The organism is Priestia sp. KCTC 13724, assembly GCF_056820425.1.
This window is the reverse complement of sequence record NZ_JBXDLD010000063.1, coordinates 1-24,899: the sequence shown is the minus strand read 5'-3', so window position 1 is coordinate 24,899 and position 24,899 is coordinate 1. Positions and strand designations below refer to the sequence as shown.

Sequence of the window (24,899 nt, the reverse complement as noted above, 5' to 3'; positions counted from 1 at the left end):
ACATGTAGTGTATTTTTTATTTGACAATTTAACAATCAGCATATAGGTTACAGACATTTTCTAGATTGATGGAGTTGATACTAATGGCAACAAAGGAAGAGTATGTCCGCAAACCCGAGTGGCTAAAAATTAAGCTAAACACAAACGAGAACTACACGGACTTAAAGAAAATGATGCGTGAAAAAAATCTGAATACGGTATGTGAAGAAGCAAAATGCCCTAATATTCATGAGTGTTGGGCAGTTCGTCGTACGGCTACCTTTATGATTTTAGGTCAAGTTTGTACACGTGCGTGTCGCTTCTGTGCTGTGAAAACAGGCTTACCAACAGAGTTAGATTTGGAAGAGCCAGAACGCGTAGCAGATTCAGTTCAGCTAATGAACTTAAAGCACGCTGTTATTACGGTAGTTGCGCGTGACGATCTAAAAGACGGTGGAGCAGGTGTACTAGCAGAGACAATTCGCGCTATTCGTCGTAAAAATCCATTTACGACAATCGAAGTATTACCTTCAGATATGGGTGGAGTAGAAGAGAACCTCCGCATGGTAATGGATGCTCGCCCTGATATTTTAAACCATAACATTGAAACAGTACGCGAATTAACGCCTCGTGTGCGTGCAAGAGCTACATACGAGCGTTCATTAGAATTTTTACGTCGTGCAAAAGAAATGCAGCCAGATATTCCTACAAAATCGAGCATTATGATTGGGCTTGGAGAAACAAAAGAGCAAATCATTGAAACAATGGATGACCTGCGAGCAAATAATGTAGATATCATGACAATCGGTCAATATTTACAGCCTACAAAGAAACATATTAAAGTTCAGAAGTACTATCACCCAAGTGAATTCGAAGAGCTTAGAGAAATTGCTTTAACTAAAGGATTTAGCCACGTTGAAGCTGGTCCACTTGTGCGTTCTTCTTATCATGCGGATGAACAAGTAAATGCTGCTTCAAAGCAAAAGCAAAATAACGGGTAATGAAAAGGCGATGTTTCCATCGCCTTTTTTATTTCATCTTTTCATCTGTTACATGTTCATTCAATTCGTTTTTTTCCTCGCCGTTTGCATTCTCACCATCGTTCATCTTACGACCTTGAGGAGATTTAAGCATTTCTTTAATGGTTAAATGAATGGACTCTTCCACAGACTCGTCTTTCGTATTTGCTTCACTGAAGCGTTCGATATCTTGAATGTGCTGTGGGTTATCTGATACGTATACGTGATAATAACGGGGCATAATAGACATTGCTGTCCGTTTTACTTGATCAGCGGTAGCATTTCGATCTTTTGTGTCTGTTTTATACGCGATTAGCACGTCTTCATCTGTCACAAGCGTAGCTACGTCATTCACATTTGGAATGGTTGAGCTAAGTTTACTAATTGAATCAGCTGCTTCCTCACGGTCAAGTGTAGCAATATTTTGTGCCTTTTCAGTATCGTTAGCAACAGGTGATTTTTGATAACGTACGTACCCATAATCGGTATCGTTATCCTTTTCTTTGTTATATAAATCGTTATGATCATGATCAGCTACATTAATAGCATTTGGATTATTAGGTGATAGTGCTTCATTATCTGTTTCGCCCCCTGCCTGACAACCTGATAATGCAACCATTGTTAACATGCCGCAATAAATTAAATATTTTTTCACTGTAAACGACCTCCCTATCTATAGGTTGCGGCGATTGGTTAAAAAATTGCCTGTAAATTGCTGGTTTTCATGTTTTTTAATCAAACGATTGTTTAGAAAAAAATTTCAAAATGTGGTATGGTAATTTTGAAGAGAAGAGGTGAAACAATGATTTGTGTTAATAATGTTTGCTATGAAGTAATCAAAGAAGAACGAGAAGGGTTTGATGAGGAAGCTTTTCGAAGTCGATATATTGATGTGCTTAGTCGCTACGACTATATATTAGGCGATTGGGGCTATAATCAGCTGCGTTTAAAAGGTTTTTTTGATGACCGTAATCAAAAAGCTACATATGATACAAAAATAAGTACAATTCAAGATTATTTACACGAATATTGTAATTTTGGCTGTGCGTATTTTGTACTGAAAAAAGTAAATAAATAAAAAAGGTCAGCAGAAGATGTACTTTCTTTCCGCTGCCTTTCTCATTAAATGACCTCGTATAAGAACTCTCTAAGTTCTTGACCATCTTCTTCTGAAAGCTTAAATATGTGCTCTAAATAATTTGGTTCCTCTAAATCATCTGAGCCAATAATAGCAAAGCGTCCCCCTTGAATATCTAAGATAAGATGCTTGCCATAATAGCAATCAGACTGAATGATAGCAAGGTCAAACCGTTGATTTTCACCCATAAAGCTAACAAATCGAGTTTTTGTATTCACTACATCATCATATAAATAAAAGCGTTCGCTCATTCTCTTGCTCCTTCCTTCTTTCCATACTTTTATCATATCAAATGAAAAAAGAAAAGTGGGGAGAAGCCTGCTAGAAAATTTTATAAGCGAAGCGTTAGGAGGAAACATCATGTATTTTGTAGATCGTCAAAAGATTGAACATATACTACGTTTTTATGAGCAGCACCTAGTTGTTTTTTCTGAACAATCTAAGTGGGAAAGTACTATCGAGAAAAAAGCGTTAGAAAGAGTTGTTCACCTCTTAATTGAAAACGTTTTAGATGTCGGTAATGCAATGATTGATGGATTCATTATGAGAGATCCTGGAAGCTATGATGATATCATTGATATTCTTATGGATGAGAAGGTAGTAGAAACTTCGGAAGAACAGGGCTTAAAAGCAGTAATTAATTTGCGAAAAGTCCTTGTACAAGATTATTTAGATGTTAAACATGATGAAGTGATACATGTTGTTCAAGAGAACAAAGAGGTTTTAAGTCAATTCCCAACTCGAATTCGTACATATCTAGAAAATGAATTAGGACCTGTTTCAGCTTTCCGTAATTAGCGTGAAAGAACTGTGAGCTGATTTGTGATTTTAGGAAAAATAAGCTATTATCGCATTGTAACTCTATCTGCTTTCTTATAATAAAGAAGGCGTTTTTATTATCGAATGAATTAGTAGGAGGCAGCTATGAAGCAATATAAAGGCTATTTAATTGATTTAGACGGAACGATGTATAAAGGAACAGAATTAATTGCAGAAGCGCGTGATTTCGTCATTGCATTAAAAGAAAAAGGTATTCCGTATTTATTTGTTACGAATAATTCAACAAAAAGACCTGCTCAAGTAGCAGAAAAGCTTGAAAGCTTCGGAATTCCCACAACAGAAGATCAAGTGTTTACAACAAGCCAAGCAACGGCTAATTATTTGCATGACCGTAAACCCAACGGTACAGTATATGTAATTGGTGCAGAGGGGATTCGCCATGCGCTTACTGAAAAAGGGTTCACAATTCAAGATGAAGATACGGACTTTGTAGTCGTTGGCCTAGATCAAGAAATTACATATGAGAAGCTAGCAAAAGCTTGTTTAAACGTCCGTAACGGTGCATTTTTTGTGTCGACAAATGGCGATATTGCACTTCCAACAGAAAGAGGCTTACTTCCAGGAAACGGTTCTATAACGTCGGTTGTTTCGGTTTCTACTCAAACACAACCAGTCTTCATTGGAAAGCCAGAAAGTATTATTATGGAGCAAGCGTTAGAAGTAATTGGAACACCGAAAGAAGACACTCTTATGGTAGGCGATTATTATGATACAGATATTTTAGCTGGAATGAAAGCAGGATTAGATACTTTATTAGTTCATACTGGGGTAACAACAAAAGAGCTACTTAAGGGGTATGATAAGCAGCCAACTTATGCTGTTGATTCCCTAAAAGAATGGATGGATAAAATATAATGAATGAAAAGAGAGTGATTCAAATTGAACCACTCTCTTTTTTTATTCAACATTTTCAGCTCGATGTGCCAGACGACTCGAGGCAGCTGCAGCAATAGCACCAACAATATCATCAAGGAATGTGTGACATTTTCCAGACGATTTATCGTTTAATTCTTCCAGTATCCCTGGCTTTTGCTTATCAATATATCCATAGTTTGTAAAGCCGATTGAGCCATACACGTTTACGATGGATAAGGCTAAGATTTCATCTATGCCATACAAGCCTTCGTCCTTTTCTAAAATTGATAAGAGCGGCTCTTCAACTTGTTTCTTTTCCGTTAAAATATCCAGTTGAATACCTGTAAGAATTGCATTCTGTACTTCGCGTTTTGAGATGACGCGCTCGACATTGTACTCACATTCTTGAATGTTTAAATTGGGGTGGTATTTCTTTTGTAGATAAAAAACAAGATCAGCAATATCTCTTACTGTGACACCACGTTTTGTTAGCCACGCTCTTGCTGTTTTTTCCATTTCACTTTGCTCGTGTTTTTTCTCCAAGTATCATCACCTAATTTCTTTTTATTTTTTAATGCTTAAAGGAATACAGAAGCATATGTTTAGAAGTAAATCATGTACTTCACGATTTGGTGAGCATATCATTACATCTTCTAGTATGACTCACTCGGAGGAAATCATAATAAATTGTGTAATTCTAATCTATTCGATTGCGCATAAATATTATGACAAGTATTGAATTTCTTTATGGGAAAACTTTGATCAATGAAATGAGGGGATGTACGTGAAGCAAGCAATTTATGAAGGCTATGGTTTACACCCTGATGAATTGTTGACTTTGGGCGCTTATCAAGCCTTCCAATATCGAGACATCTTGTATACGATTATTCATTTAAATCAAGTGGAAGAAGATGAGCTGAACGAGTTGTATCAAATGAGTCAGTTTCTCATGAGCCAAGGTGACCGTTATATCTCTACATTTATGCCAAATCTAGAAGGAAATATGATTACAGAATCAGATGATTTAAAGTTTATGATTTGCCGATCGATAGCCGCACCGCGAAATGAACAGTTTGTCATTGGTTCAGAGCTAGCAGAATTTCATCAGCGCGGTCGAATGTTTCCTTATGAAGTTGAACATTCAAAACGGTTAGGTCAATGGAAATCATTGTGGGAAAAGCGGTTAGATCAAATGGAAGAGTTTTGGTATGGACGATTGAGAGCTTTGCCTAATCAAGAAGTTGAAAAGAAATTTCTCGAAAGCTTTCCATACTATCTAGGGCTAGCAGAGAATGCCATTCAGTATTTAGTGGATACAGAGATTGATGATTTGCCAAGAGCAGTAGACTCAGCTACAATTTGTCATCACCGATTTGGACAGACGACTTGGGGAAGCCAGTATATCTATAAACTCCCAGTGGATTGGGTCTTTGATCATCCCAGCAGAGACTTAGCAGAGTATATTCGTGAACAATATTTATCATCCTATGAGCTAAATCCACATCAGTTGCATTACTTTTTAAGTGAATACGAACGTATTAACCCACTCTCATCATTTTCGTGGCGTCTTCTATATGCGAGACTGTTGTTCCCTGTGCATTATTTTGAAGTGGTAGAAGGATATTATAGTGTTCAAAGCGAAGAACAAAAGCAAGGCTATTATAAGCAGCTAGAAGCTGTCTTAGATCACTCATCCCATTATGAGCGATTTTTAAAGCAGTTTTATCAATCCGTTGGAATTTCTACTTCACGGTACCATATACCAGAAGTAGGGTGGTTATCAAGCGGTGTTTAAGTGGTATAAGTAGAGTAAAGACATATAAAGATAATGCGACGTGACGCCTATTGCGGTAAACAATAAGGCGTCATATTATGTAATTAAAAATCAATGAGGTGATAGATAATGGACAAGCCGTTTATTTTTATTACGAGGAATATACCGGAGAAGTTCGTGGAGCCACTACGCGTAGTGGCTGAAGTAGAGATATGGCATTCAGAAGAAGACCCGGTACCTCATGATGTACTCACTGAAAAAGCAAAAAAAGCTCATGGGCTTTTAACGGTTTTATCTGATAGAGTAGATGAAGAATTATTAAAGGAAGCCACTAATTTAAAAGTAATTGCGAATCTAGCTGTGGGGTTTGATAATATTGATATCCAAGCAGCGACAAAGCGTCAAATCTATGTTTGTAATACGCCTGATGTGCTTTCAGATACCACAGCAGATTTAGCTATGACGCTTCTTATGACAACGGCTAGAAATATTTTAGAGGCTTCAGCACATATTAAAGAAAATAAGTGGACAAGCTGGAGCCCATATTTGTTAGCTGGTCGAGATATTCATCATAAAACGCTTGGAATTGTTGGGATGGGAAAGATTGGTGAAGTGCTAGCGAAGAGAGCAGCAGGTTTTGATATGAATATCCTTTATCACAATCGTTCTCGAAATGAACAAGCTGAAAGCAAGTTACCTGTTACATATGCATCAATGGATGATGTATTAGAGAAGTCTGACTTTGTTGTGTGCTTAACACCTTTAACAAAACAAACTGAAAATATGTTTAATGAGGAAGCATTCAAAAAGATGAAGAAATCTGCGATGTTTATTAACGTTTCTCGGGGTGATGTAGTGGACGAAGCCGCTTTGTTAAAAGCGTTGAATGAAGAGGAGATTGCAGCAGCAGGACTGGATGTCTTTGTGAATGAACCAATTGATGGTTCACACCCGTTAGCCATGCACCCAAAAGTAGTGGCACTACCTCACATTGGAAGTGCGACGGTAGAAACACGCACAAGTATGATTAAATTAGCGGTACAAAACATAGAAGCTGTTTTAGCAGGGCATTTCCCATCTACCATCATTAATAGAGAGCTTGTGCCTCAAGGTTAAAAAATAAAAGCATTTCTTTTATAGAAATGCTTTTTGTATGTTAAAAAACAAGAAAATACGTGTTATGATAAGGAAATGAAATATTTAAAAAATTTAAATTTGTCTTTTTATTCAACGAATAAAGAGATAAATTTAAAGTAAAGTCTTGTAAAAAAGAAAAATAGGGTCTATAATGTCCACTATAAGAAAACAAATGTATACGTGAAGAGAACATAGAGGTGAATAATATGACAAAAAGTATTTCAGTAGGATTATTAGGGTTGGGAACGGTTGGTAGTGGAGTAGTTAAAATTATTGAAAATCACCAGGATAAGTTAAGTCACCAAGTTGGCTGTCCGGTAACGGTTAAAAAAGTGGTAGTTAAAAATATTGATAAAGTTAGAGATGTAGAGATTAGTAGTGAGAAATTATCAACAAACGTAGAGGATGTCATTCATAACCCAGATGTAGATGTTGTTATTGAGGTTATGGGTGGCGTTGAGGAAACAAGAGACTATATTTTAACGGCTCTTCGTAATAAAAAGCACGTTGTAACAGCAAATAAAGATTTGATGGCAGTTTACGGTTCTGAGTTATTAACGGTTGCATCAGAAAATGGCTGCGATTTATTTTATGAAGCAAGTGTTGCTGGAGGAATTCCAATTCTTCGTGGACTTGCAGATGGTTTAGCTTCAGATCGTATTACAAAAATGATGGGAATTGTAAATGGTACAACAAACTTTATCTTAACAAAGATGACAAAAGAAGGAAGCGCATATGAAGAAGTGCTAAAAGAAGCACAAGAACTAGGTTATGCAGAAGCAGACCCTACTTCTGATGTTGGAGGCTTGGATGCAGCAAGAAAAATGGCGATTCTAGCTACGCTTGGTTTCTCAATGAAAATTGACCTTGATGATGTGCAGGTTCAAGGTATTACGGAAGTAACGGAAGAAGATTTACAATATAGTAAACAATTAGGATATACAGTGAAATTAATTGGATACGCGCATCGAGACGGAGACAACGTCGAAGTAAGTGTTCAGCCAACGTTATTAGCGGATACACATCCATTAGCATCAGTTAGCGATGAGTACAATGCGGTTTATGTGTATGGAGAAGCGGTTGGAGAAACAATGTTTTATGGTCCTGGAGCGGGTAGTTTACCGACAGCAACTGCAGTTGTATCGGATCTTGTGGGCGTGATGAAAAACTTGAGATTAGGGGTCAATGGAAAGAGTGCCGTAACGCCTCAATTCCCAAAACAGTTGAAAACAGAAGACCAAAAGTTTTCTAAACACTTCTTACGTATTCACGTAAAAGATCAGGTAGGCGCATTTGCCAAATTAACAACATTATTTTCTGAACGCGGCGTAAGCTTTGAAAAAATTATTCAATTACCGGTTACAGGAAGCGAACTTGCAGAAATCGTTGTTGTAACACATAAAACATCTCAAAAAGACTATGAAGAAATTTTACAACAATTAAGAGACTTACCAATCGTTGAAAACGTAAAAAGCAGTTATCGAGTAGAGGGAGTTGGCATCGTATAATGTGGAAAGGTTTATTACACCAATATAAAGAGTTCTTGCCAGTAACAGAAGAAACACCAATGTTAACACTACATGAAGGAAATACGCCGCTTATTCATCTTCCATATTTATCGGAAGAACTTGGCATTAACTTGCATGTAAAAGTAGAAGGTTTAAACCCTACAGGTTCATTTAAAGACCGAGGTATGGTCATGGCCGTTGCAAAAGCAAAAGAAGAAGGAAGTAACACAGTCATTTGTGCATCTACTGGTAATACGTCTGCAGCAGCAGCAGCTTATGCGTCACGTGCAGGCATGCGCTGTATCGTTGTTATTCCAAACGGAAAAATTGCAATGGGTAAGCTCGCTCAAGCTGTTATGTACGGAGCAGAAATTGTAGCAATTGAAGGAAACTTTGATCAAGCACTTTCAATGGTTCGAAAACTTAGTGAAACAGCACCTGTATCTCTTGTAAACTCTGTGAACCCTTACCGAATTGAGGGGCAAAAAACCGCAGCTTTTGAAATCTGTGAACAGTTAGGAAAGGCACCTGACGTTTTAGCAATTCCTGTTGGGAACGCCGGGAATATTACAGCATATTGGAAAGGTTTCAAAGAGTATAATGAGCGTAATCAGAGCGGTCTGCCTCTTATGCACGGTTTTGAAGCTGAAGGAGCAGCAGCAATCGTTCGAAACGAAGTAATTGAAAATCCAGAGACAATTGCAACAGCAATTCGTATCGGTAATCCAGCAAGCTGGGATTATGCGGTAAATGCAGCTAATGAATCAAAAGGCAAAATTGATGAAGTGACGGATGAGCAAATTTTAGATGCATATCGCTTAATTGCTAGAAGAGAAGGTGTTTTTGCAGAGCCTGGGTCTTGTGCATCAATCGCTGGTGTAATAAAAGACGTAAAATCAGGGAAAATTGCCAAAGGTTCAACAGTAGTAGCAGTGCTAACTGGAAATGGATTAAAAGATCCGAACGTAGCAATTGACGCACATGATGTTAAGCCAGTTGTATTGCCAAATGAAGAAGAAAAAGTGTTTGAATATATTGAAGGTGTTGTCGCTTCATGTTAACTTTTGACCGCTTTAAAATCACAGTGCCAGCGAGCTCTGCTAATTTAGGGCCCGGGTTTGATTCCATTGGAATCGCTCTTGGGCGCTACTTGATTTTAACAGTGGAGCCAGCTGAACAGTGGGTATTTGTACCAAAGACAGCTGATGTTGAAGGAATACCAACAGGCAAGGACAACTTAATGTATCAGGTTGCCGAAGATGTAGCAAAGCAATATGAAGTAACTCTTCCAGCAGCAAAAGTGTATGTCTCAAGCGATATACCGTTAGCTAGGGGGCTTGGAAGCAGTGCTTCTGCAATTGTTGCAGGTATTGAACTTGCTAATCAGCTTGCTAAGCTTAATTTATCGCAAAAAGACAAGCTGCGAATTAGCAGCCTAATGGAAGGTCACCCGGATAACGTAAGTCCTTCTATTTATGGAGGCGTCGTGATTGGATATCATCATGAAGATGAAACGTATATCAATCATATTCCCAACTTACAAGCTGAAGTAATAATGATTATTCCGAGATACGAATTAAAAACAGCTGATGCCCGTAATGCTTTGCCGAAGGTAATTGATTATCGAACAGCAGTAGAAGCCGGAGCAATTGGGAATATGCTTGTGTCTGCACTGATGAATCGTGATTTTGAAGCGGTAGGAACATTTATGGAAAAAGATTTATACCATGAGCTTTATCGAACAAAATTGGTACCAGAGCTAGCTATTGCGAGAGTAGAAGCTAAAAGGTTAGGAGCTTACGGAACAGTGCTGAGCGGAGCGGGGCCAAGTGTATTATGCTTAGCACCTATTGGAAAAGGAAAAGACATTGCTAAGCATTTAGCTATAAAATTATCTCATTGTGAAGTTGACGTAGTAGGTATTGATACAAAAGGTGTATATGTAGACGCTCAGGTCGTAACAAACTAAAGCAAAAACCCTCAAGCATCGCTTGAGGGTTTGTTATATAAGGGATCATTAGAAAACTTGTTCAACTTCTACAACACCAGGTACTTCTTCTAAAAGAGCACGTTCAATACCTGCTTTTAGCGTGATTGTTGAACTTGGGCAGCTGCCACAAGCGCCTAGAAGACGTAATTTTACAATGCCATCTTCAACGTCGACTAATTCACAATCTCCACCATCGCGAAGTAAAAATGGACGAAGCTTATCTAATACTTCTTGTACTTGTTCATGCATTTCCATTTCAGCCATGATTATCGACTCCTTTCCTTCTCTAGTTACATTATAAACGCTCTTACATAAAAAATCTATTCAAGAATCTTTGATTACGTTCGTTCAACTTGAAAAACGATGTTCTTTAAATAGTTTTTGTGTACAATAAAGATAAGATAGAGTGGAAGCTTTCTTTATTGAAAGAGCCATAGCATGGGAATAGGGGGAACAAATATGGAAAAAAACAACGTTGAGATTTGTGTATATGGAGCAGAAATTATTTGTGCAAGCTGCGTGAATTTACCATCTTCAAAAGACACACAGGAGTGGCTTGAGGCGGCGCTTAGTCGAAAATACCCGAATGAATCATTTAACATACGTTATATCGATATTTATAACCCACCTGTGGATGAAAAAGAGAAACAGGAGTTCTCGCAAAAAGTAATTGATGAAGATTTGTTTTATCCAGTTATTCTAATTAACAATGAGATTGTTGGAGAAGGGAATCCAAAGCTAAAGCGTATTTTTGAAGAATTAGAGAAATATGGATTTGTGTCTGAATAAAAAAACGCCTTTTAGGCGTTTTTTTATTAACCGTTATGGTATTTATACATCCATAAAATACCTGACTTTAATAAGCGAGCAACTCGACCCGTAATTGCGCGATCGTTTACTAATCCGAATCCGTGTTTTTTTCCTAAAGAGCCTAATACGCCTTTAAGTTTAATCGTTGGTAACTCAGTAGGTAGCTCTTCATTCTTCCATCGTGCTGTTAACACTTGAACAATCTGCTCTGCTTGCCCCTCAGCTAGTTGAGCACTAGGAGCATGTGGTAAGCTAGCACAGTCTCCCAATACATAGACATTCTCATTGTTAGGCAGATTATGATATTTTGTTAAGACTACGCGACCCTGAGTGTCTTTCTCAACGTTTAAATCCCTAACGACCTTATTTGGTTGAATGCCGGCTGTCCACACAATCGCATCGCTTTTAATTGGTTCATCATGATTGTATAGAGTATTCTGTTCTACTCTCGTGATATTGGCGTTGTTCACAATTTCAATACCGTTAGAAGTGAACCAGTCTTGAACATAATTGCTCAAACGTTCTGGGAATGAAGATAAAATTAATTTTCCTCTATCGAATAGCATGATATTTAAATCAGAACGGCTTTCTTTTAACTCACTAGCTAATTCAACACCGCTAAGACCAGCTCCGACAATCGATACGGTTGCATGAGCAGGTAAATTGTTTAACGCTTGATATGTAGCGCGAGAAGCGTCGATTGTTTGAATGCTGTATGTATGCTCCGGTGCGCCTGGCACGCCGTGATATTTATCTTCACACCCTAGTCCGATAATTAGATCATCATAATGGAGGACTTCGTTGTCTTCAAGATGAACTTGGTTATTTTCAAGATCAATGTTTGTAATGAAGCCATAGCGAATAGATAAACGAGGATGCTCTGGGAAAGAAACGCGAACGTGCTGATCTGAAATGGTTCCAGCCGCTAACGCGTAGAATTCAGTCTTTAATGAGTGATAAGGTGCTTTATCAACCAATGTTACATGTACATCCTCTGGCAATTGATTTGGCAAAAGTCGCTGTAGGACACGCATACCACCATATCCTCCACCGAGTATCACAAGGTTCTTCATCTGGATTTCCCCTTTACGTTTAGACATTTTATTCTCTCTATACTAATTGAATTGCTTAAAACATATAGGCATACAAAACGAAACCGATACGTCAATCGCATTCGATTTTGCATAGCATATTTTACTTAAATAATAATTTAATATAACCTGTTTTGTTTGTATTCACATAAAAGTATAACTAAATTGAATAAAAACCACAATATGTTTCAACATAATTTCCTTATCAGCATGCAGTTTGGATATTTGACGTCTTTTTAAAAACAAGGTAGGATAAACAATTAGTAGAGAGGTGAGAATAGTGATTCAACCAATTATTGAATTTTGTATCAGCAATTTAGCTAGCGGTTCTCAGCTTGCGTTGGAAGAGTTAGAAAAAGATCCAAATTTAGATATTGTTGAGTATGGATGTTTGGGTTATTGTGGAAAGTGTGCACGGTCTCTTTTTGCTTTAGTAAACGGGGATGTTGTAGCTGCTGACACACCAGAAGAATTAGTAGCAGCTATCTACACACATTTGGAAGAGAACCCAATGTTTTAATATAGAGTAAAAGTAGAAGCGGTAATGCCTATAGGCATTACCGCTTTTGTTTTGCTATGATATGCTACGAATCTCATGCCATCTTTCTTTAGTTCGCTCAAATGTTTTGCGATCGGGATGATTTTTATGTTTATAGATAATTTCTGAAAAATAGAGAAGCGCCTGCTGCTGAAACCCGAGCCGATAGTTTAGTTCTCCTATAATATATAACAATCGAACTTCGTTACTGTTAGAAGGGAACGTTTCTTCTAAATATGCTGTGGTGTAGCACTTTAATGCATGTAAAGCGAAAGCTCGCTCTTGTTGGATGTCATCAAGCAGTCGGTATAGCCAGCTTACTCGTAGCGTGAGGCTTGCGAGTACAGATGACTTTTCTTTTTTTATGTTGGCACAATAAATAGCCAGCTTGTAAGCATTTATTGCTTGTTGCAACGTTCGTTCTTGATCATATGGATGGTAGCTCCAATTTTTTGTGACCTTTTCCTTAACTTGGTTTGCACTACCTGGAGGAAAAATTCTTGAGAATTGTTCTGTACTCGCATATCCACACTTTGGACAGATTACGACATCATATATGATAGGGTGCAACTTTGGGTTTTCATAATAAATAAAAAAATCAGTATCGTATCTTTGAGCCTTTAAAAAGCGAGATCGGACTTTTTTAGAATAAAAGCTGTGGCTACACAAAGCACAAGCGATTTTTTTATCATAAAGAGGATGTAGGGTTTCCAATTCATTTCCTCCTTTTGAAGTTTAATGATTCTTTAAGACTATATTATACACTTTTTGTTTCGTATCTTGGGTCTTTTGTAGTGTTTGTGATAGAAAAATAAAAACTCCTTAACCATTTTGGCTAAAGAGTTGGGAAACGGGGGATGTTCTTATTGTTTCCTACATTGAATGATTTTATACTAAGACCATACTAAAAAATAATGGGTGATTAAATGAAAAAATTTGCTTTTACAAAAATGCACGCGCTTGGAAATAATTATATCTACGTCAATCTATTTGAAGAGCATATTGCGGAAGAAGATTTAGCTTCTGTTGCTATTAAGGTATCAAACGTCTATACGGGCATCGGGTCAGATGGGATGATTCTAATTTGTCCTTCTACTAAAGGGAATGTTAAAATGCGCGTATTTAACAACGATGGTTCAGAAGCAAAAAATTGTGGGAATGGCTTAAGATGTGTAGCTAAGTATGCATATGAGCATAATTTAGTAGAAACAGAAGAGTTTACAATTGAAACATTATCAGGTCTTGTCCATGCGACTGTTCATTTGCAGGATAAAAAAGTAAATGAAGTAACAATTGATATGGGGAAACCAAAATTAAAGCCAGCTGAAGTTCCAATGCTTGGATTTGAAGGTAACAGCATCGTGTCAGAGAAAATGGAGTTCGGTGGCGAAGAGCTTATAGGTACAGCTGTATCGATGGGAAATCCTCATGTTGTATTTTATGTAGAAAATATTGAAAAAGCACCTCTTCATACATTAGGACCAGTGGTTGAAAAGGATCCACGTTTTCCGGAAGGTGTAAATGTTGAATTTGTAGAGATTATGAATGAATCAGAAATGCATTTTCGCGTTTGGGAAAGAGGTTCAGGTGTAACGCAAGCTTGTGGAACCGGTGCATGTGCAGCAGTTGTTTCTTCTGTTTTAAATAATCTTACGCAAAAAAACACTCCCACAATTGTTCACTTGGCGGGTGGAGACTTAATTATTACATGGAAAGAAAATAACCATGTACTAATGAAAGGTCCAGCAGTTGTTATTTGTGATGGCGTTTATTACTATTAAGAACTGAAAGCAGAGTAGTTGTTCATCATGTACTCACAGCGTATACTTATAGGTAAAAGGAGGTCATCTAACTATGAGTCAAGATATCCTAGAAATTACAGAAGCGGCTAGCTTTCAAATAAAAGATATGATGAAAGAACATGAAGAAGAGAATGCTTACCTTCGCGTAACGATTAACGGAGGAGGCTGTTCAGGTTTATCATACGGAATGGGCTTCGCACACGAAGTTAGTGAAGACGATATGCAGTTTGAGCAACATGGCATTCAAATTCTTGTTGATAAAGAAAGTGTGCCGATTTTAAAAGGAGTTAAGATTGATTATAAGCAGTCTATGCTTGGTGGAGGATTTACAATTGATAATCCAAATGCCATTGCATCATGCGGCTGTGGATCTTCATTCCGCACGGCAGCGAACGCTGGTACACCGGAAGAGTGTTAATAAGGTGCTAAAAGAGACTGAGACATAAGTAGTTCAGTCCTTACTATACCTGAACGATTGAGAGTTTCTCACTTTTAATCGTTCAGGTTTTTTGTTGATTGTGAAAACAATGTTGGAAACAGGGCGGAATGGAGCGTAGGACACTCGACTCCTGCGGGAAAGAGAGGGAAAACGGAGATCCCGCAGCGCAGCGAGGAAGCTCAGGTTCCTCCCCGCGGAAAGCGAGTGGCCGTAGCGTAATGGAACGAACGAGTTGAGACAAACCAAAGAGATGGGAACAGCTAGTGTTCGTCTTTTAGAAGCAATCATTTTGTTATGTCCCAAACTTTTTTTATTTGGGTATTTTGGCTTTGCATAAATAACATTACCTTATCTATTTCAATTTTTAACGTAAGATTTATGATTTGACCTTATCATATATATAAAAGGGTTCGTTTTCTATATGATTGTTAGAAGTTCTGACGCATTATGTGAAAAGCAACAAGTATATTTACAATGAATAAGGTATAAAATGAAATGAATGTGACAAAACATAACTTGATATGTTATTTTAATTGACTTAATTATCAGAATTATTTATAATTCTACATATAAAATCCGATTTTATTTAGACTGGCTTTTAAGGAGGTGCGAAGTTTGGTAGAAGAAAACAATACACTACGAACAAATACTTATAGCTACGGGGCTTTTTTTAGAAAAAATCGCTTAATGCAAATGATTCAACAACTAACTGCATGGTTTATTCCGATAAAATCTCAGAAGCAAGATAAAATTGAATCAATGATTTTTATCCAACATATCCCCACATCATTGCCAATAAAGACTACACCCCTACTTTTAGATTCCAACAAACAGTTAGCAATTCTATATTCAGATACTCAAGAACAAGAAGCGGCACAGCTGATTTTTCAAAGTGTGGGATCGCCGTTTAACCTGTTGCCGTATCACGATTATATAAGCAGGTTGAAGAACTATGAGGTATCAACAAATCTAATTCATCCAGAAGAATTTAAATATGAGGTTAAGTTAAAGACGAAAGATAAAAAAGGACTACATGTACTAGCGGAAGTCCTAAAAAAAGAGGCTGGGACATAAGTAATTCAGCCAATGATAAACCTGAACGATTGAGAGTTTCTCACTTTTAATCGTTCAGGTTTTTTGGTTGATTGTGAAAACAATGGGCCGTAGCGCAATGGAACGAACGTGTTCAGACAAACCAAAGAGATGGGAACAGCTAGTGTTCGTCTCTTAGAAGCAATCATTTTGTTATGTCCCAAACTCTTTTTTATTAAGAAAACATTGATGTACTATGCATTGGCTGTAGGCGAGCTTTTGGATCAATGTATGCTTTTGCATTGTTAACGGCCGTAGGGCCTTCACCGAATCCAGCAACAATTAGTTTCACCTTTCCTTCATATGTACAAATATCTCCAGCTGCATAAATTCCAGGAATATTTGTTTCTTGCTTGGAGTTAACGACAATTGTATTCTTTTCTAATTCTAACTCCCATTCTTTAATTGGACCTAGCGATGAAACAAAGCCAAAGTTCACAATGACGTCATCAACATCTACCACAATTTTTTCTTCACCTTTGGTATTTTCAAGAACGACTTGTGTAATTCGATCTTCACCAATAAATTCTACGGGGATGTATGGTGTTTTAATATCCACTTTGGAGTTTTTTAATTGTTCTACGCTGTGCTCGTGCGCACGGAATTTATCACGTCTGTGTGTCAGAGTAACTTGCTCTGCAATTGGTTCAAGCATTAATGACCAATCTACTGCAGAATCACCGCCGCCACATACTAATACCTTGCGTCCTTTAAACACATTCATATCATCAACGAAATAATGTAAGTTTGCTTTCTCAAATTGCTCTGCATTCTCTAGCTCGATTTTACGAGGTTTAAAAGCACCGTTTCCAGCTGTGATAATAATTGTTTTTGAATAATGAACTTCTGAATTAGTCGTCAATCGAAAAACACCGTCCGCTTGCTTTTCTACTTTTTCAACTGCTTGTTCTAGCGCAACAGTTGGGTTAAACTGCTTCATTTGTTCTTTTAAATTATTAACAAGCTCTTGTGCACGAATTTTTGGGAATCCAGCAACATCATAAATATATTTTTCAGGGTATAAAGCGGAAAGTTGGCCTCCTAATTGAGGTAGGCTCTCAATAATTTTTACACTAGCTTGGCGCATTCCACCGTAAAATGCAGTAAATAGGCCTGTAGGACCGCCACCAATAATGGTGATATCGTATACTTGTTTATCTTCTTTCATGATTTAGTCACCTCATTCGTTAATTTAGGTTAAAGAAGTCTACTGTTATGATAGCACAATTAAAAGATAAAAATTTATTATAAAGTACTGATGAAGAAAGAAAACTTTTTAACCCTTTTCATACATATGGAAAAAGAAGAAAACAATTTAATAAAATTTCCATTATAGTGAAGAGAGTGAAAATTAAAAAGCTTATAAATCAATGAATAGGTATTGAAAAATAGCTTAAAAAAGCATAATATGTTTCTAGATATAATATCGTTTCAGTAAGGTTTTAGTACGTCATCTTACGTGAAATGATTCACAAACTATATGGAATACAATAAGGTAAAACCGGGAAAAGAAATGGATAGTAACAGCTTTTCTTGTTTACACTAACATAAAAAAGTAGACCTTATTTATAACTTTATGACTTTTAACACAAATATTTGATAACTCTAAACTAAAAAAGGTGGATGACCATTCAATGAAAAAGCCAAAAATTGTTGTCTTAGGTGCTGGCTACGGTGGGATTATGACAACCGTTCATTTACAAAAGAAATTAGGTACCAACGACGCGGAGATTACGCTCGTTAATAAAAATGATTACCATTATGAAACAACATGGTTACATGAGGTTTCAGCAGGTACATTACATCACGACCGTTCAAGGTTTCCAGTGAAAAGTTTAATTAATACGGGAAAAGTAAACTTTGTAAAAGACACTGTAATGGACATTAATACTGCAGAAAAACGTGTTATTTTAGAAGACAGTGAACTCGAGTATGATTATCTAGTTGTTGGATTAGGGTATGAATCTGAAACCTTCGGAATTAAAGGATTAAAAGAATATGCATTCTCAATTGCTAATATCAATGCTGCACGTCAAATTCGCGAACATATTGATTACGTATTTGCAACGTACAATAATGAACCTGTAAAGCGCGATGAGTTATTAACAATCGTTGTTGGCGGTGCAGGATTTACTGGAATTGAGTTTGTTGGTGAGTTGGCAAACCGCGTTCCTCAGCTATGTAAAGAATTTGATATTCCACGCGAAAAAGTCCGCATTATCTGTGTAGAAGCTGCACCAACGGCTTTACCAGGTTTTGATCCAGAACTGGTTGAATATGCGGTGACACAACTTGAGAGAAAAGGTGTCGAATTCAAAATCGGTACAGCAATCAAGGAATGTACAGAAGAAGGCATCTTAGTTGAAAAAGATAATCAAGTTGAAGAAATTAAATCAGCAACCGTTGTATGGGCAGCCGGAGTTCGAGGAAGTCATATTATTGAAAAAGCAGGGTTTGAAAATAACCGTTGTCGCGTTAAGGTAAGCAACTCTCTGTTAGCGCCAGGCCATGAGGATGTATTTATCGTAGGAGACTGCTCGTTTATGATCAATCCTGAAAACGACCGTCCTTACCCACCAACAGCTCAGGTAGCTATGCAGCAGGGTGAGACATGTGCAGAAAATATCGCACGCTTAATTCGTGGCGAAAAAGAGCTTAAAGAATTTAAAGCAGATCTAAAAGGTACGGTATGTTCTTTAGGACATGATGATGCAATTGGAGTTGTGTATGGCCGTAAATTATTTGGTTCAAGCGCATCATTTATGAAAAAAGTTGTTGATAACCGCTCTTTATTCCTACAGGGTGGAGCAGGTTTAGTTCTTAAAAAAGGGAAATTTAATTTCTTCTAATAAATTGGTGAAAGGAGATTCTGGCGAATCTCCTTTTTTATGTGTAATAAACGAAAAATTCTGTTATTGACGCTGTTTGTGGACTTAAGTACACTTAAAGAAAGAAGGACGGGGAGATGGGTCAAAATGGCAATGAGTGTACCAGAATTAATTATTTCGATGCTGTTATTTTTTGTTTTGTTTTTTGGAATCGGTTTCTTATTGAATATGCTCTTAAGAATGTCGTGGATTATGGCAATTACGTACCCAATTATTGTGATTTTGATTGTGGATGAAGTACGAGCAGCCAAATATGTCCAAGAGCCGTTAGCATCAGTGGCTCAGCTAGGTGAACGATTTCTGTCATTAGCAACTGCAGATATCGTGATTTTGCTATCTGGTTTTCTAGGTGCTCTTATGGCAGGGGTAGCAATCAAAATGCTTAGAGTAAGAGGATACCAAATGTTTTAAGCATGTATTATTGAAAGAACTCCTTCTCATGAGAAAGGGGTTTTTGCTCTTTCTACGCATAATTTGACTTTCCTTTGGAAACAAATAGATTCGTGGGAGGAGTTGGAAAGAGTCAAATGATTAAAACACTAATAAAGCGTATTGTCATGTCTTTACTTGTTGTAGGGGCATTGCTGACAACCTATGAAGCTGTCACAGGAGTACCCGTTACCGTCTTGTTTAAAAGTCTGTTATGGGCTGATTCTACAACTGTTAATCATAGTCTTCGAGTGAGTGCTTCTGAGAAGGAAGCATTAGAAATTGAAGAAGCTTTTGATTGGTCAGCTTACCCAAGTCATATCGTATTAGCGACAGGGTATACAGCAGGATATGAATCAACAGGTAAAAATCCTACAGATCCAAGTTACGGAATCACATATTCAGGTGTAAAAGTAAAACGAGACTTATATTCGACAATCGCTGCAGACTTATCAATATTTCCAATTGGTACGATTTTATTTATTCCTGGATACGGATATGGTGTCGTAGCGGATAAAGGTGGAGCAATTAAAGGTAATCATTTAGATTTATATTTTGAAACAGTAGATGATGTTTACGAGATGTGGGGTAAAAAGGAGCTTAGCGTGTACGTAGTTGAAAAAGGGAAGGGAACCTTGTCTGAACAACAGTTAACCGCGCTTAATGAAAACAAATCGATGCAGGTATTTAGGCAAAAAGTTAATTCAGTTCGCTAGAGACTGAGACATAAGTAGTTCAGCCTCTACTATACCTGAACGATTGAGAGTTCATAACTTTTAATCGTTCAGGTTTTTTGGTTGATTGTGAAAACAATGTTGGAAACAGGGTGGAATGGAGCGTAGGACACTCGACTCCTGCGGGAAAGAGATGGGAACAGCTAGTGTTCGTCTTTTAGAAGCCATCATTTTGTTATGTCCCAAACTCTTTATTTTGGTTGCTATAAATTAGACATAAATGAATGTACTCGTTATTTTTATTTTTTCATGAGACAATGTTACATATAAAGAGCTCTGTAGCTTTTAAGAGATTCGAACATGAAAGGATGATTATAGATGTTTCAGTTACATACTAATCTAAATTTAGAAAGGGAAACAGAAGCGCTAGTAGTAGGTGTTTTTCATAAAAATGATTCATTTGAAGGACCTCTAGAAGAAATCAATGGGATGTTTGATGGCTATCTTTCACAGCTTGTAAAAGCAGGGGACATTAACGTTAATGAAAAGCAGGTTTCAGTTATTCCAACGTTTAACAAGATAGGAGCGAAGCGTCTAATCTTTATCGGTTTAGGTAGAAACAGCGGACTGACAGAGGAAACCTTAAAAGAAGCATATGGAAAGCTCTTTCAACGTATTAAGGTAAGTCAGTTAACAGAAGTGACTATTGCACTTTCTACTTTTACAACCTCTGTTATTAGTGAAGAAATGTCTGCACGCTTATTAGGTGAAATGAGTCAGCTATCTACATATGAATTTGAACATTATAAGAAGCGCTCGAATCTACCAAGCGTTCAGCTTGAAAAAATAAATATCATTGCTTCTAATAATATCGAGAGTGCTTTTGAGAGCGGTTATGTGTATGGTAAAGCTACAAATTCAGCCCGTACGCTCGTAAATTTACCAAGTAATATGCTAACGGCAACAGATTTAGCTGATTATGCTCAAAAATTAGCCGATAAGTATGGGTTTGAATGCGAAATTCTTGAAAAAGAAGAGATGGAAACGTTAGGGATGGGAGCTTTACTCGCCGTTAACCAAGGATCTACTGAACCTCCTAAAATGATTACATTAAAATATCAAGGGAAAAGTGAGTGGAAGGATGTTATCGGCCTAGTAGGAAAAGGTATTACCTTCGATACAGGTGGCTACTCAATCAAGTCAAAATCCGGGATTGTTGGGATGAAGACGGATATGGGCGGAGCGGCATCGGTGTTAGGAGCAATGGAAGTGATTGGTGAAACAAAACCAAAGCAAAACGTTGTAATGGTCATTCCATCTACGGATAACGTAATTAGCGCAACGGCATTTAAGCCAGATGATGTGATTACAGCTATGAGCGGAAAAACTATTGAAGTATTGAATACAGGTGCAGAAGGACGACTGGCTCTAGCAGATGCCATAACGTATGCTAAACACCATGGAGCTTCCTATTTAGTTGATGTAGCAACGTTAACAGGTGGTGTTATTGTAGCTTTAGGAACACATACAACAGGTGCAATGACGAATGATTCCGCTTTTTATGAGAAGCTAAAGGATGCAAGTCAACAGACTGGTGAGATGATTTGGCAACTGCCTATCGCAGAAAAAGATAAAAAGAAGGTGAGAAGCAGTAAAGTAGCGGATTTGAACAACTCATCAGGACGAGAAGGACATGCGATTATGGCAGGAACCTTCCTATTAGAATTTGCGGAAAACACCCCGTGGATTCACTTGGACATTGCTGGAACGGCTACAACAAACGGCGCTAGTTCGTATGGTCCTTCTGGTGCAACAGGCGTTATGGTACGTACATTAGCTCAATTAATTCATGATTTTTAAACAATATTATAGTGGATAATAAAAGCGTGGATGATTCATTCATCCATGCTTTTTGTATAAGAAAACGGTTTAATCAAACGTTTGTTTAGATTTCCCATTGACATTTGAGTGTGAGGTATTATAATGAGTGTATTGTTTTAATTCTCTAATTGTTTAACACACTAAAGTACGGAGGTTTCAAAATGAATGCAGTTTTAGTAGCTGTAGCTGTTATGCTTGTGCTGAGTTTACTTCGTATTAACGTTGTTTTCTCTCTAGCTATAGGTGCTCTCATCGGAGGACTTGTTGGAGGAATTAGCTTAACAGATACAGTCAATATATATACAGAAGGTTTAGGAAATAGTGCATCTGTAGCTTTAAGCTATGGACTGCTCGGAGCGTTTGCTGTTGTAATTTCAAGAACAGGTCTTCCCAACGCAGTAGTAGCAGTTGCACTAAAGATTGTTGGACGCGAAGGAGATACAAAAAGAAAAGCACTTTCTAAAGTACTTATTTTATTAATTATCTTGATTATTTCATGCTTTTCACAAAACGTAATTCCTGTACACATTGCGTTTATTCCATTGCTAATTCCACCGTTGTTAACAGTATTTAATCAACTCGAAATCGATCGTCGTCTTGTTGCAACTGTCATCACGTTTGGATTAGTGACACCATACATGCTTCTACCAGCAGGGTTTGGGAAAATCTATCATGATATTCTTGCAACAAACGTACAAGAGAATGGTTTAGTTGTACACGACGGTGATATCGTTAAAGCAATGGCGTTGCCTGCGTTAGGAATGGTTATTGGCTTGCTTGTAGCGGTCTTTATTTCATATCGTAAGCCCCGTGTTTATAAAGATAGTAAGCTAACGGTGAACGAAGAAACTAGCGATAATGGACTTTCGTATACAAGAAAAGGTATTATCATTTCATTAATAGCTATTTTTGTTGCATTAGCGGTGCAAATTCCATTAGACTCCATGATTTTTGGTTCACTTGCAGGCATTATCGTAGTATACCTAAGCGGTGTTGTGAAATGGAACGAAGCGGATACGGTTTTAACTGATGGTATGCGTATGATGGCATTTATTGGATTTGTTATGCTGTCAGCTTCAGGTTTCGCTAAAGTGATTCAAGAAACGGGAGACGTAGAAACTCTTGTTCAAGGTTCTGTTAATTTAATCGGGGGCAATCAAGTACTAGGAATTTTGTTAATGCTTGTAATTGGTTTATTGGTTACGATGGGAATCGGCTCATCATTTTCAACGATTCCAATCATTGCTACAATTTTCGTGCCACTTTGTTTAGAATTAGGTCTCAGTCCGTTGGCAACTATTTCAGTTATTGGAACAGCGGGTGCGTTGGGGGATGCAGGTTCTCCTGCTTCAGATAGCACGTTAGGGCCGACTTCAGGTTTATCCGTAGACCGTCAGCATAATCATATTTGGGATACATGTGTGCCAACTTTTTTACACTATAACATTCCGTTAATTATTTTTGGATGGATTGCTGCACTTGTACTATAAAGAAAGAAGGAGGCTGGGACATAAGTAATTCATCCAATGATAAACCTGAACGATTGAGAGTTTCTCACTTTTAATCGTTCAGGTTTTTTGTTGATTGTGAAAACAATGTTGGAAACAGGGTGGAATGGAGCGTAGGACACTCGACTCCTGCGGGAAAGAGAGGGAAAACGGAGATCCCGCAGCGCAGCGAGGAAGCTCAGGTTCCTCCCCGCGGAAAGCGAGTGGCCGTAGCGCAATGGAACGAACGTGTTCAGACAAACCAAAAAGATTGGAACAGCTATTGTTCGTCTCTTAGAAGCAATCATTTTGTTATGTCCCAAACTCTTCTTTTATTTAAACTTGTGATAGTGTTGAAGCTGTTGAATCACATTGACCTAATGCAGCTTCAACAGCCTGTAAAGACTGCTCAATACGCTCACGATTTGAACCTTTTTCAACAGTTTGAAGAGCTTGCTCTAGGCTAGTCTTAGCAGCTGTTAATGATGTGCATGAATCTTGCACAAATCCTCTAGCATTTTTTTGCATGGTATGTACCTCCTTTGTAATTTAGAATCCTTATGTAGTATTTGCGAATATATGGGGATTATAAGGTTTATTTTTGTACATAAAAAAGGATTAACTTTTAATAAAGAAGTTAATCCTTTTAGCCTAATTGCTTAAATTGTTCTGATCCAAGAATTCGTTCCACGTTTTGGTCAAGTTCTTCAATTTTCTTAACAGCTAAAGCATAATCCATTTGGCGATAATGGTGCTTTCCACCTGGCTCTTCGTCTGCTTCATCAGCTAATTTGACTACTTTTTGTAGCGGACGTTGATGAATGGTTCCTTCAGGTAAGTAAGAATCAGTGTGAAGTAAAATAGCTAAAGCAATTTCTTTTGCTGCTTGAGGTTCTTCCCCAAGACGTATTAATAATTTGTGGGCGCGCTCAGCTCCTTTGATTGCATGAATATCATTCTTTTTATATTTTTCATAGTCCCACTGACCATCTGTATACCATTCATAGTGACCAATATCGTGAAGTAGGGCCGCTTTAGTTGCTAAATCTGGGTTGACGTTGTACTGAGTGGATAAACGAAAAGCATGATACGCCACAGAAACTGCGTGAGCAACTCCAGATCTTGTTAAATATTTTTTAGCAATTGGGTGTGTGAAGATGTCTAGCAAAGTAACATGTCTCATCATGTAATCCCTCCTAAAAAAAGACAGTAAAAAATTATTTCTAACAACAATAGCATATTTGAATAGAAAAAACAACGATAATGTTAGATGAATAAACATAGAAAATCCGTTGTATATTAGTTTATTCATATCGTGAAAACATGTACTTAATATTTTATTAAAATAGAAAAATGGATAAGCGCTACCAGTTGAGATGAAAGGGTTTTAAACCTTTTGTGAAGAAGATAACCATTGTAAAATAAAAAGTATGCAGAAAAAAATGATATAGCGGAGGGCACTAGTGTTGCATTAATTTAAATTAACTATTAAAAAGACTCAAAATCTTCAATTTTATTATTTTAGGCA

At 37.4% G+C, this 24,899-nt stretch carries 29 protein-coding genes; 20 read left to right on the top strand and 9 right to left on the bottom strand.

Features of this window, described 5'->3' with window-relative positions; genetic code table 11:
- Nucleotides 1-83 precede the first annotated feature (83 nt).
- Nucleotides 84-980, top strand: coding sequence for a lipoyl synthase (gene lipA / locus AC1UFB_RS09460; protein WP_025909423.1), 897 nt, complete (start codon nt 84-86; stop codon nt 978-980).
- Between the two features lie 28 nt (nt 981-1,008).
- Here the strand turns inward: lipA and AC1UFB_RS09455 are convergent, their stop codons facing one another.
- Entirely contained in the window at nt 1,009-1,653 is a 645-nt protein-coding gene (locus AC1UFB_RS09455; RefSeq protein ID WP_328101726.1) for a YhcN/YlaJ family sporulation lipoprotein, read from the bottom strand.
- A gap of 147 nt (nt 1,654-1,800) precedes the next feature.
- Between AC1UFB_RS09455 and AC1UFB_RS09450 the strand changes: the two genes are divergently transcribed.
- A complete protein-coding gene (locus AC1UFB_RS09450) occupies nt 1,801-2,076 on the top strand; it encodes a YutD family protein (protein WP_025909421.1) in 276 nt (91 codons plus the stop codon).
- A 44-nt stretch (nt 2,077-2,120) separates the two neighbouring features.
- On the opposite strand, the gene AC1UFB_RS09445 is transcribed toward AC1UFB_RS09450, so the two are convergent.
- On the bottom strand, nt 2,121-2,387 hold the full coding sequence (locus tag AC1UFB_RS09445; protein ID WP_100346652.1) for a DUF3055 domain-containing protein: 267 nt from the start codon (nt 2,385-2,387) through the stop codon (nt 2,121-2,123).
- Nucleotides 2,388-2,496: 109 nt separating this feature from the next.
- Between AC1UFB_RS09445 and AC1UFB_RS09440 the strand changes: the two genes are divergently transcribed.
- Both AC1UFB_RS09440 and AC1UFB_RS09435 read left to right on the top strand, forming a co-directional pair.
- Nucleotides 2,497-2,934: a DUF86 domain-containing protein gene (locus AC1UFB_RS09440; protein WP_025909419.1), complete on the top strand. Its 438-nt coding sequence runs from the start codon at nt 2,497-2,499 to the stop codon at nt 2,932-2,934.
- Between the two features lie 126 nt (nt 2,935-3,060).
- Nucleotides 3,061-3,831 carry a TIGR01457 family HAD-type hydrolase gene (locus AC1UFB_RS09435; protein ID WP_025909418.1) on the top strand — a complete coding sequence of 257 codons (771 nt, stop codon included), beginning with the start codon at nt 3,061-3,063 and terminating at the stop codon, nt 3,829-3,831.
- A 42-nt stretch (nt 3,832-3,873) separates the two neighbouring features.
- Here AC1UFB_RS09435 and AC1UFB_RS09430 read toward each other — a convergent pair whose 3' ends face one another.
- The gene (locus tag AC1UFB_RS09430) at nt 3,874-4,347 is read right to left on the bottom strand and encodes a phosphatidylglycerophosphatase A family protein (protein ID WP_076512354.1); all 474 of its coding nucleotides are present in this window, start codon (nt 4,345-4,347) and stop codon (nt 3,874-3,876) included.
- A gap of 268 nt (nt 4,348-4,615) precedes the next feature.
- On the opposite strand from AC1UFB_RS09430, the gene yutH reads away from it, so the two are divergent.
- From yutH to thrB, 5 genes are all read left to right on the top strand, one after another.
- Nucleotides 4,616-5,626: a spore coat putative kinase YutH gene (yutH, locus tag AC1UFB_RS09425; RefSeq protein ID WP_025909416.1), complete on the top strand. Its 1,011-nt coding sequence runs from the start codon at nt 4,616-4,618 to the stop codon at nt 5,624-5,626.
- A 108-nt stretch (nt 5,627-5,734) separates the two neighbouring features.
- Entirely contained in the window at nt 5,735-6,721 is a 987-nt protein-coding gene (locus AC1UFB_RS09420; RefSeq protein ID WP_100346653.1) for a 2-hydroxyacid dehydrogenase, read from the top strand.
- A gap of 227 nt (nt 6,722-6,948) precedes the next feature.
- Nucleotides 6,949-8,250, top strand: coding sequence for a homoserine dehydrogenase (locus tag AC1UFB_RS09415; RefSeq protein ID WP_025909414.1), 1,302 nt, complete (start codon nt 6,949-6,951; stop codon nt 8,248-8,250).
- Entirely contained in the window at nt 8,250-9,311 is a 1,062-nt protein-coding gene (gene thrC / locus AC1UFB_RS09410; RefSeq protein WP_025909413.1) for a threonine synthase, read from the top strand. The genes AC1UFB_RS09415 and thrC overlap by 1 nt, the downstream gene beginning before the upstream one ends.
- The gene (gene thrB, locus AC1UFB_RS09405) at nt 9,305-10,219 is read left to right on the top strand and encodes a homoserine kinase (RefSeq protein WP_061785054.1); all 915 of its coding nucleotides are present in this window, start codon (nt 9,305-9,307) and stop codon (nt 10,217-10,219) included. Before thrC ends, thrB begins: the two co-directional genes overlap by 7 nt.
- Before the next feature lie 48 nt (nt 10,220-10,267).
- On the opposite strand, the gene AC1UFB_RS09400 is transcribed toward thrB, so the two are convergent.
- Nucleotides 10,268-10,504, bottom strand: coding sequence for a NifU family protein (locus AC1UFB_RS09400; protein WP_025909412.1), 237 nt, complete (start codon nt 10,502-10,504; stop codon nt 10,268-10,270).
- A 195-nt stretch (nt 10,505-10,699) separates the two neighbouring features.
- On the opposite strand from AC1UFB_RS09400, the gene AC1UFB_RS09395 reads away from it, so the two are divergent.
- The gene (locus tag AC1UFB_RS09395) at nt 10,700-11,029 is read left to right on the top strand and encodes a YuzD family protein (RefSeq protein WP_100346654.1); all 330 of its coding nucleotides are present in this window, start codon (nt 10,700-10,702) and stop codon (nt 11,027-11,029) included.
- A gap of 26 nt (nt 11,030-11,055) precedes the next feature.
- Here AC1UFB_RS09395 and AC1UFB_RS09390 read toward each other — a convergent pair whose 3' ends face one another.
- Nucleotides 11,056-12,123: an NAD(P)/FAD-dependent oxidoreductase gene (locus AC1UFB_RS09390; protein WP_100346655.1), complete on the bottom strand. Its 1,068-nt coding sequence runs from the start codon at nt 12,121-12,123 to the stop codon at nt 11,056-11,058.
- 298 nt (nt 12,124-12,421) lie between these two features.
- Between AC1UFB_RS09390 and AC1UFB_RS09385 the strand changes: the two genes are divergently transcribed.
- Entirely contained in the window at nt 12,422-12,661 is a 240-nt protein-coding gene (locus AC1UFB_RS09385; RefSeq protein WP_100346656.1) for a YuzB family protein, read from the top strand.
- Between the two features lie 54 nt (nt 12,662-12,715).
- Here AC1UFB_RS09385 and AC1UFB_RS09380 read toward each other — a convergent pair whose 3' ends face one another.
- Entirely contained in the window at nt 12,716-13,393 is a 678-nt protein-coding gene (locus tag AC1UFB_RS09380; RefSeq protein WP_100346657.1) for a DUF2225 domain-containing protein, read from the bottom strand.
- 212 nt (nt 13,394-13,605) lie between these two features.
- Between AC1UFB_RS09380 and dapF the strand changes: the two genes are divergently transcribed.
- The 4 genes from dapF (at nt 13,606) to AC1UFB_RS09360 (ending at nt 15,994) form a co-directional block, all read left to right on the top strand.
- A complete protein-coding gene (gene dapF, locus AC1UFB_RS09375; RefSeq protein WP_328101725.1) occupies nt 13,606-14,460 on the top strand; it encodes a diaminopimelate epimerase in 855 nt (284 codons plus the stop codon).
- Nucleotides 14,461-14,533: 73 nt separating this feature from the next.
- Nucleotides 14,534-14,899, top strand: coding sequence for a HesB/IscA family protein (locus tag AC1UFB_RS09370; RefSeq protein ID WP_025909407.1), 366 nt, complete (start codon nt 14,534-14,536; stop codon nt 14,897-14,899).
- Nucleotides 14,900-15,027: 128 nt separating this feature from the next.
- A complete protein-coding gene (locus AC1UFB_RS09365; protein WP_482589056.1) occupies nt 15,028-15,156 on the top strand; it encodes a hypothetical protein in 129 nt (42 codons plus the stop codon).
- A 379-nt stretch (nt 15,157-15,535) separates the two neighbouring features.
- Nucleotides 15,536-15,994, top strand: a complete 459-nt coding sequence (locus tag AC1UFB_RS09360; protein ID WP_100346659.1) for a hypothetical protein — start codon at nt 15,536-15,538, stop codon at nt 15,992-15,994.
- A 193-nt stretch (nt 15,995-16,187) separates the two neighbouring features.
- On the opposite strand, the gene AC1UFB_RS09355 is transcribed toward AC1UFB_RS09360, so the two are convergent.
- Nucleotides 16,188-17,180, bottom strand: a complete 993-nt coding sequence (locus AC1UFB_RS09355) for an NAD(P)/FAD-dependent oxidoreductase (protein WP_078989144.1) — start codon at nt 17,178-17,180, stop codon at nt 16,188-16,190.
- Between the two features lie 466 nt (nt 17,181-17,646).
- Here AC1UFB_RS09355 and AC1UFB_RS09350 point away from each other — a divergent pair, with 466 nt between their 5' ends.
- From AC1UFB_RS09350 to AC1UFB_RS09330, 5 genes are all read left to right on the top strand, one after another.
- Entirely contained in the window at nt 17,647-18,861 is a 1,215-nt protein-coding gene (locus AC1UFB_RS09350; RefSeq protein ID WP_100346660.1) for an NAD(P)/FAD-dependent oxidoreductase, read from the top strand.
- Between the two features lie 126 nt (nt 18,862-18,987).
- Entirely contained in the window at nt 18,988-19,311 is a 324-nt protein-coding gene (locus AC1UFB_RS09345; protein ID WP_025908062.1) for a YuiB family protein, read from the top strand.
- Between the two features lie 116 nt (nt 19,312-19,427).
- Nucleotides 19,428-20,045: a 3D domain-containing protein gene (locus AC1UFB_RS09340; RefSeq protein ID WP_100346661.1), complete on the top strand. Its 618-nt coding sequence runs from the start codon at nt 19,428-19,430 to the stop codon at nt 20,043-20,045.
- Nucleotides 20,046-20,381: 336 nt separating this feature from the next.
- The gene (locus AC1UFB_RS09335) at nt 20,382-21,863 is read left to right on the top strand and encodes a leucyl aminopeptidase (protein WP_482589053.1); all 1,482 of its coding nucleotides are present in this window, start codon (nt 20,382-20,384) and stop codon (nt 21,861-21,863) included.
- Between the two features lie 182 nt (nt 21,864-22,045).
- The gene (locus AC1UFB_RS09330) at nt 22,046-23,374 is read left to right on the top strand and encodes a Na+/H+ antiporter family protein (protein WP_025908065.1); all 1,329 of its coding nucleotides are present in this window, start codon (nt 22,046-22,048) and stop codon (nt 23,372-23,374) included.
- A 333-nt stretch (nt 23,375-23,707) separates the two neighbouring features.
- On the opposite strand, the gene AC1UFB_RS09325 is transcribed toward AC1UFB_RS09330, so the two are convergent.
- Both AC1UFB_RS09325 and AC1UFB_RS09320 read right to left on the bottom strand, forming a co-directional pair.
- Nucleotides 23,708-23,899 carry a hypothetical protein gene (locus tag AC1UFB_RS09325; RefSeq protein WP_025908066.1) on the bottom strand — a complete coding sequence of 64 codons (192 nt, stop codon included), beginning with the start codon at nt 23,897-23,899 and terminating at the stop codon, nt 23,708-23,710.
- A gap of 118 nt (nt 23,900-24,017) precedes the next feature.
- On the bottom strand, nt 24,018-24,554 hold the full coding sequence (locus tag AC1UFB_RS09320; protein ID WP_025908067.1) for an HD domain-containing protein: 537 nt from the start codon (nt 24,552-24,554) through the stop codon (nt 24,018-24,020).
- Between the last annotated feature and the right edge of the window lie 345 nt (nt 24,555-24,899).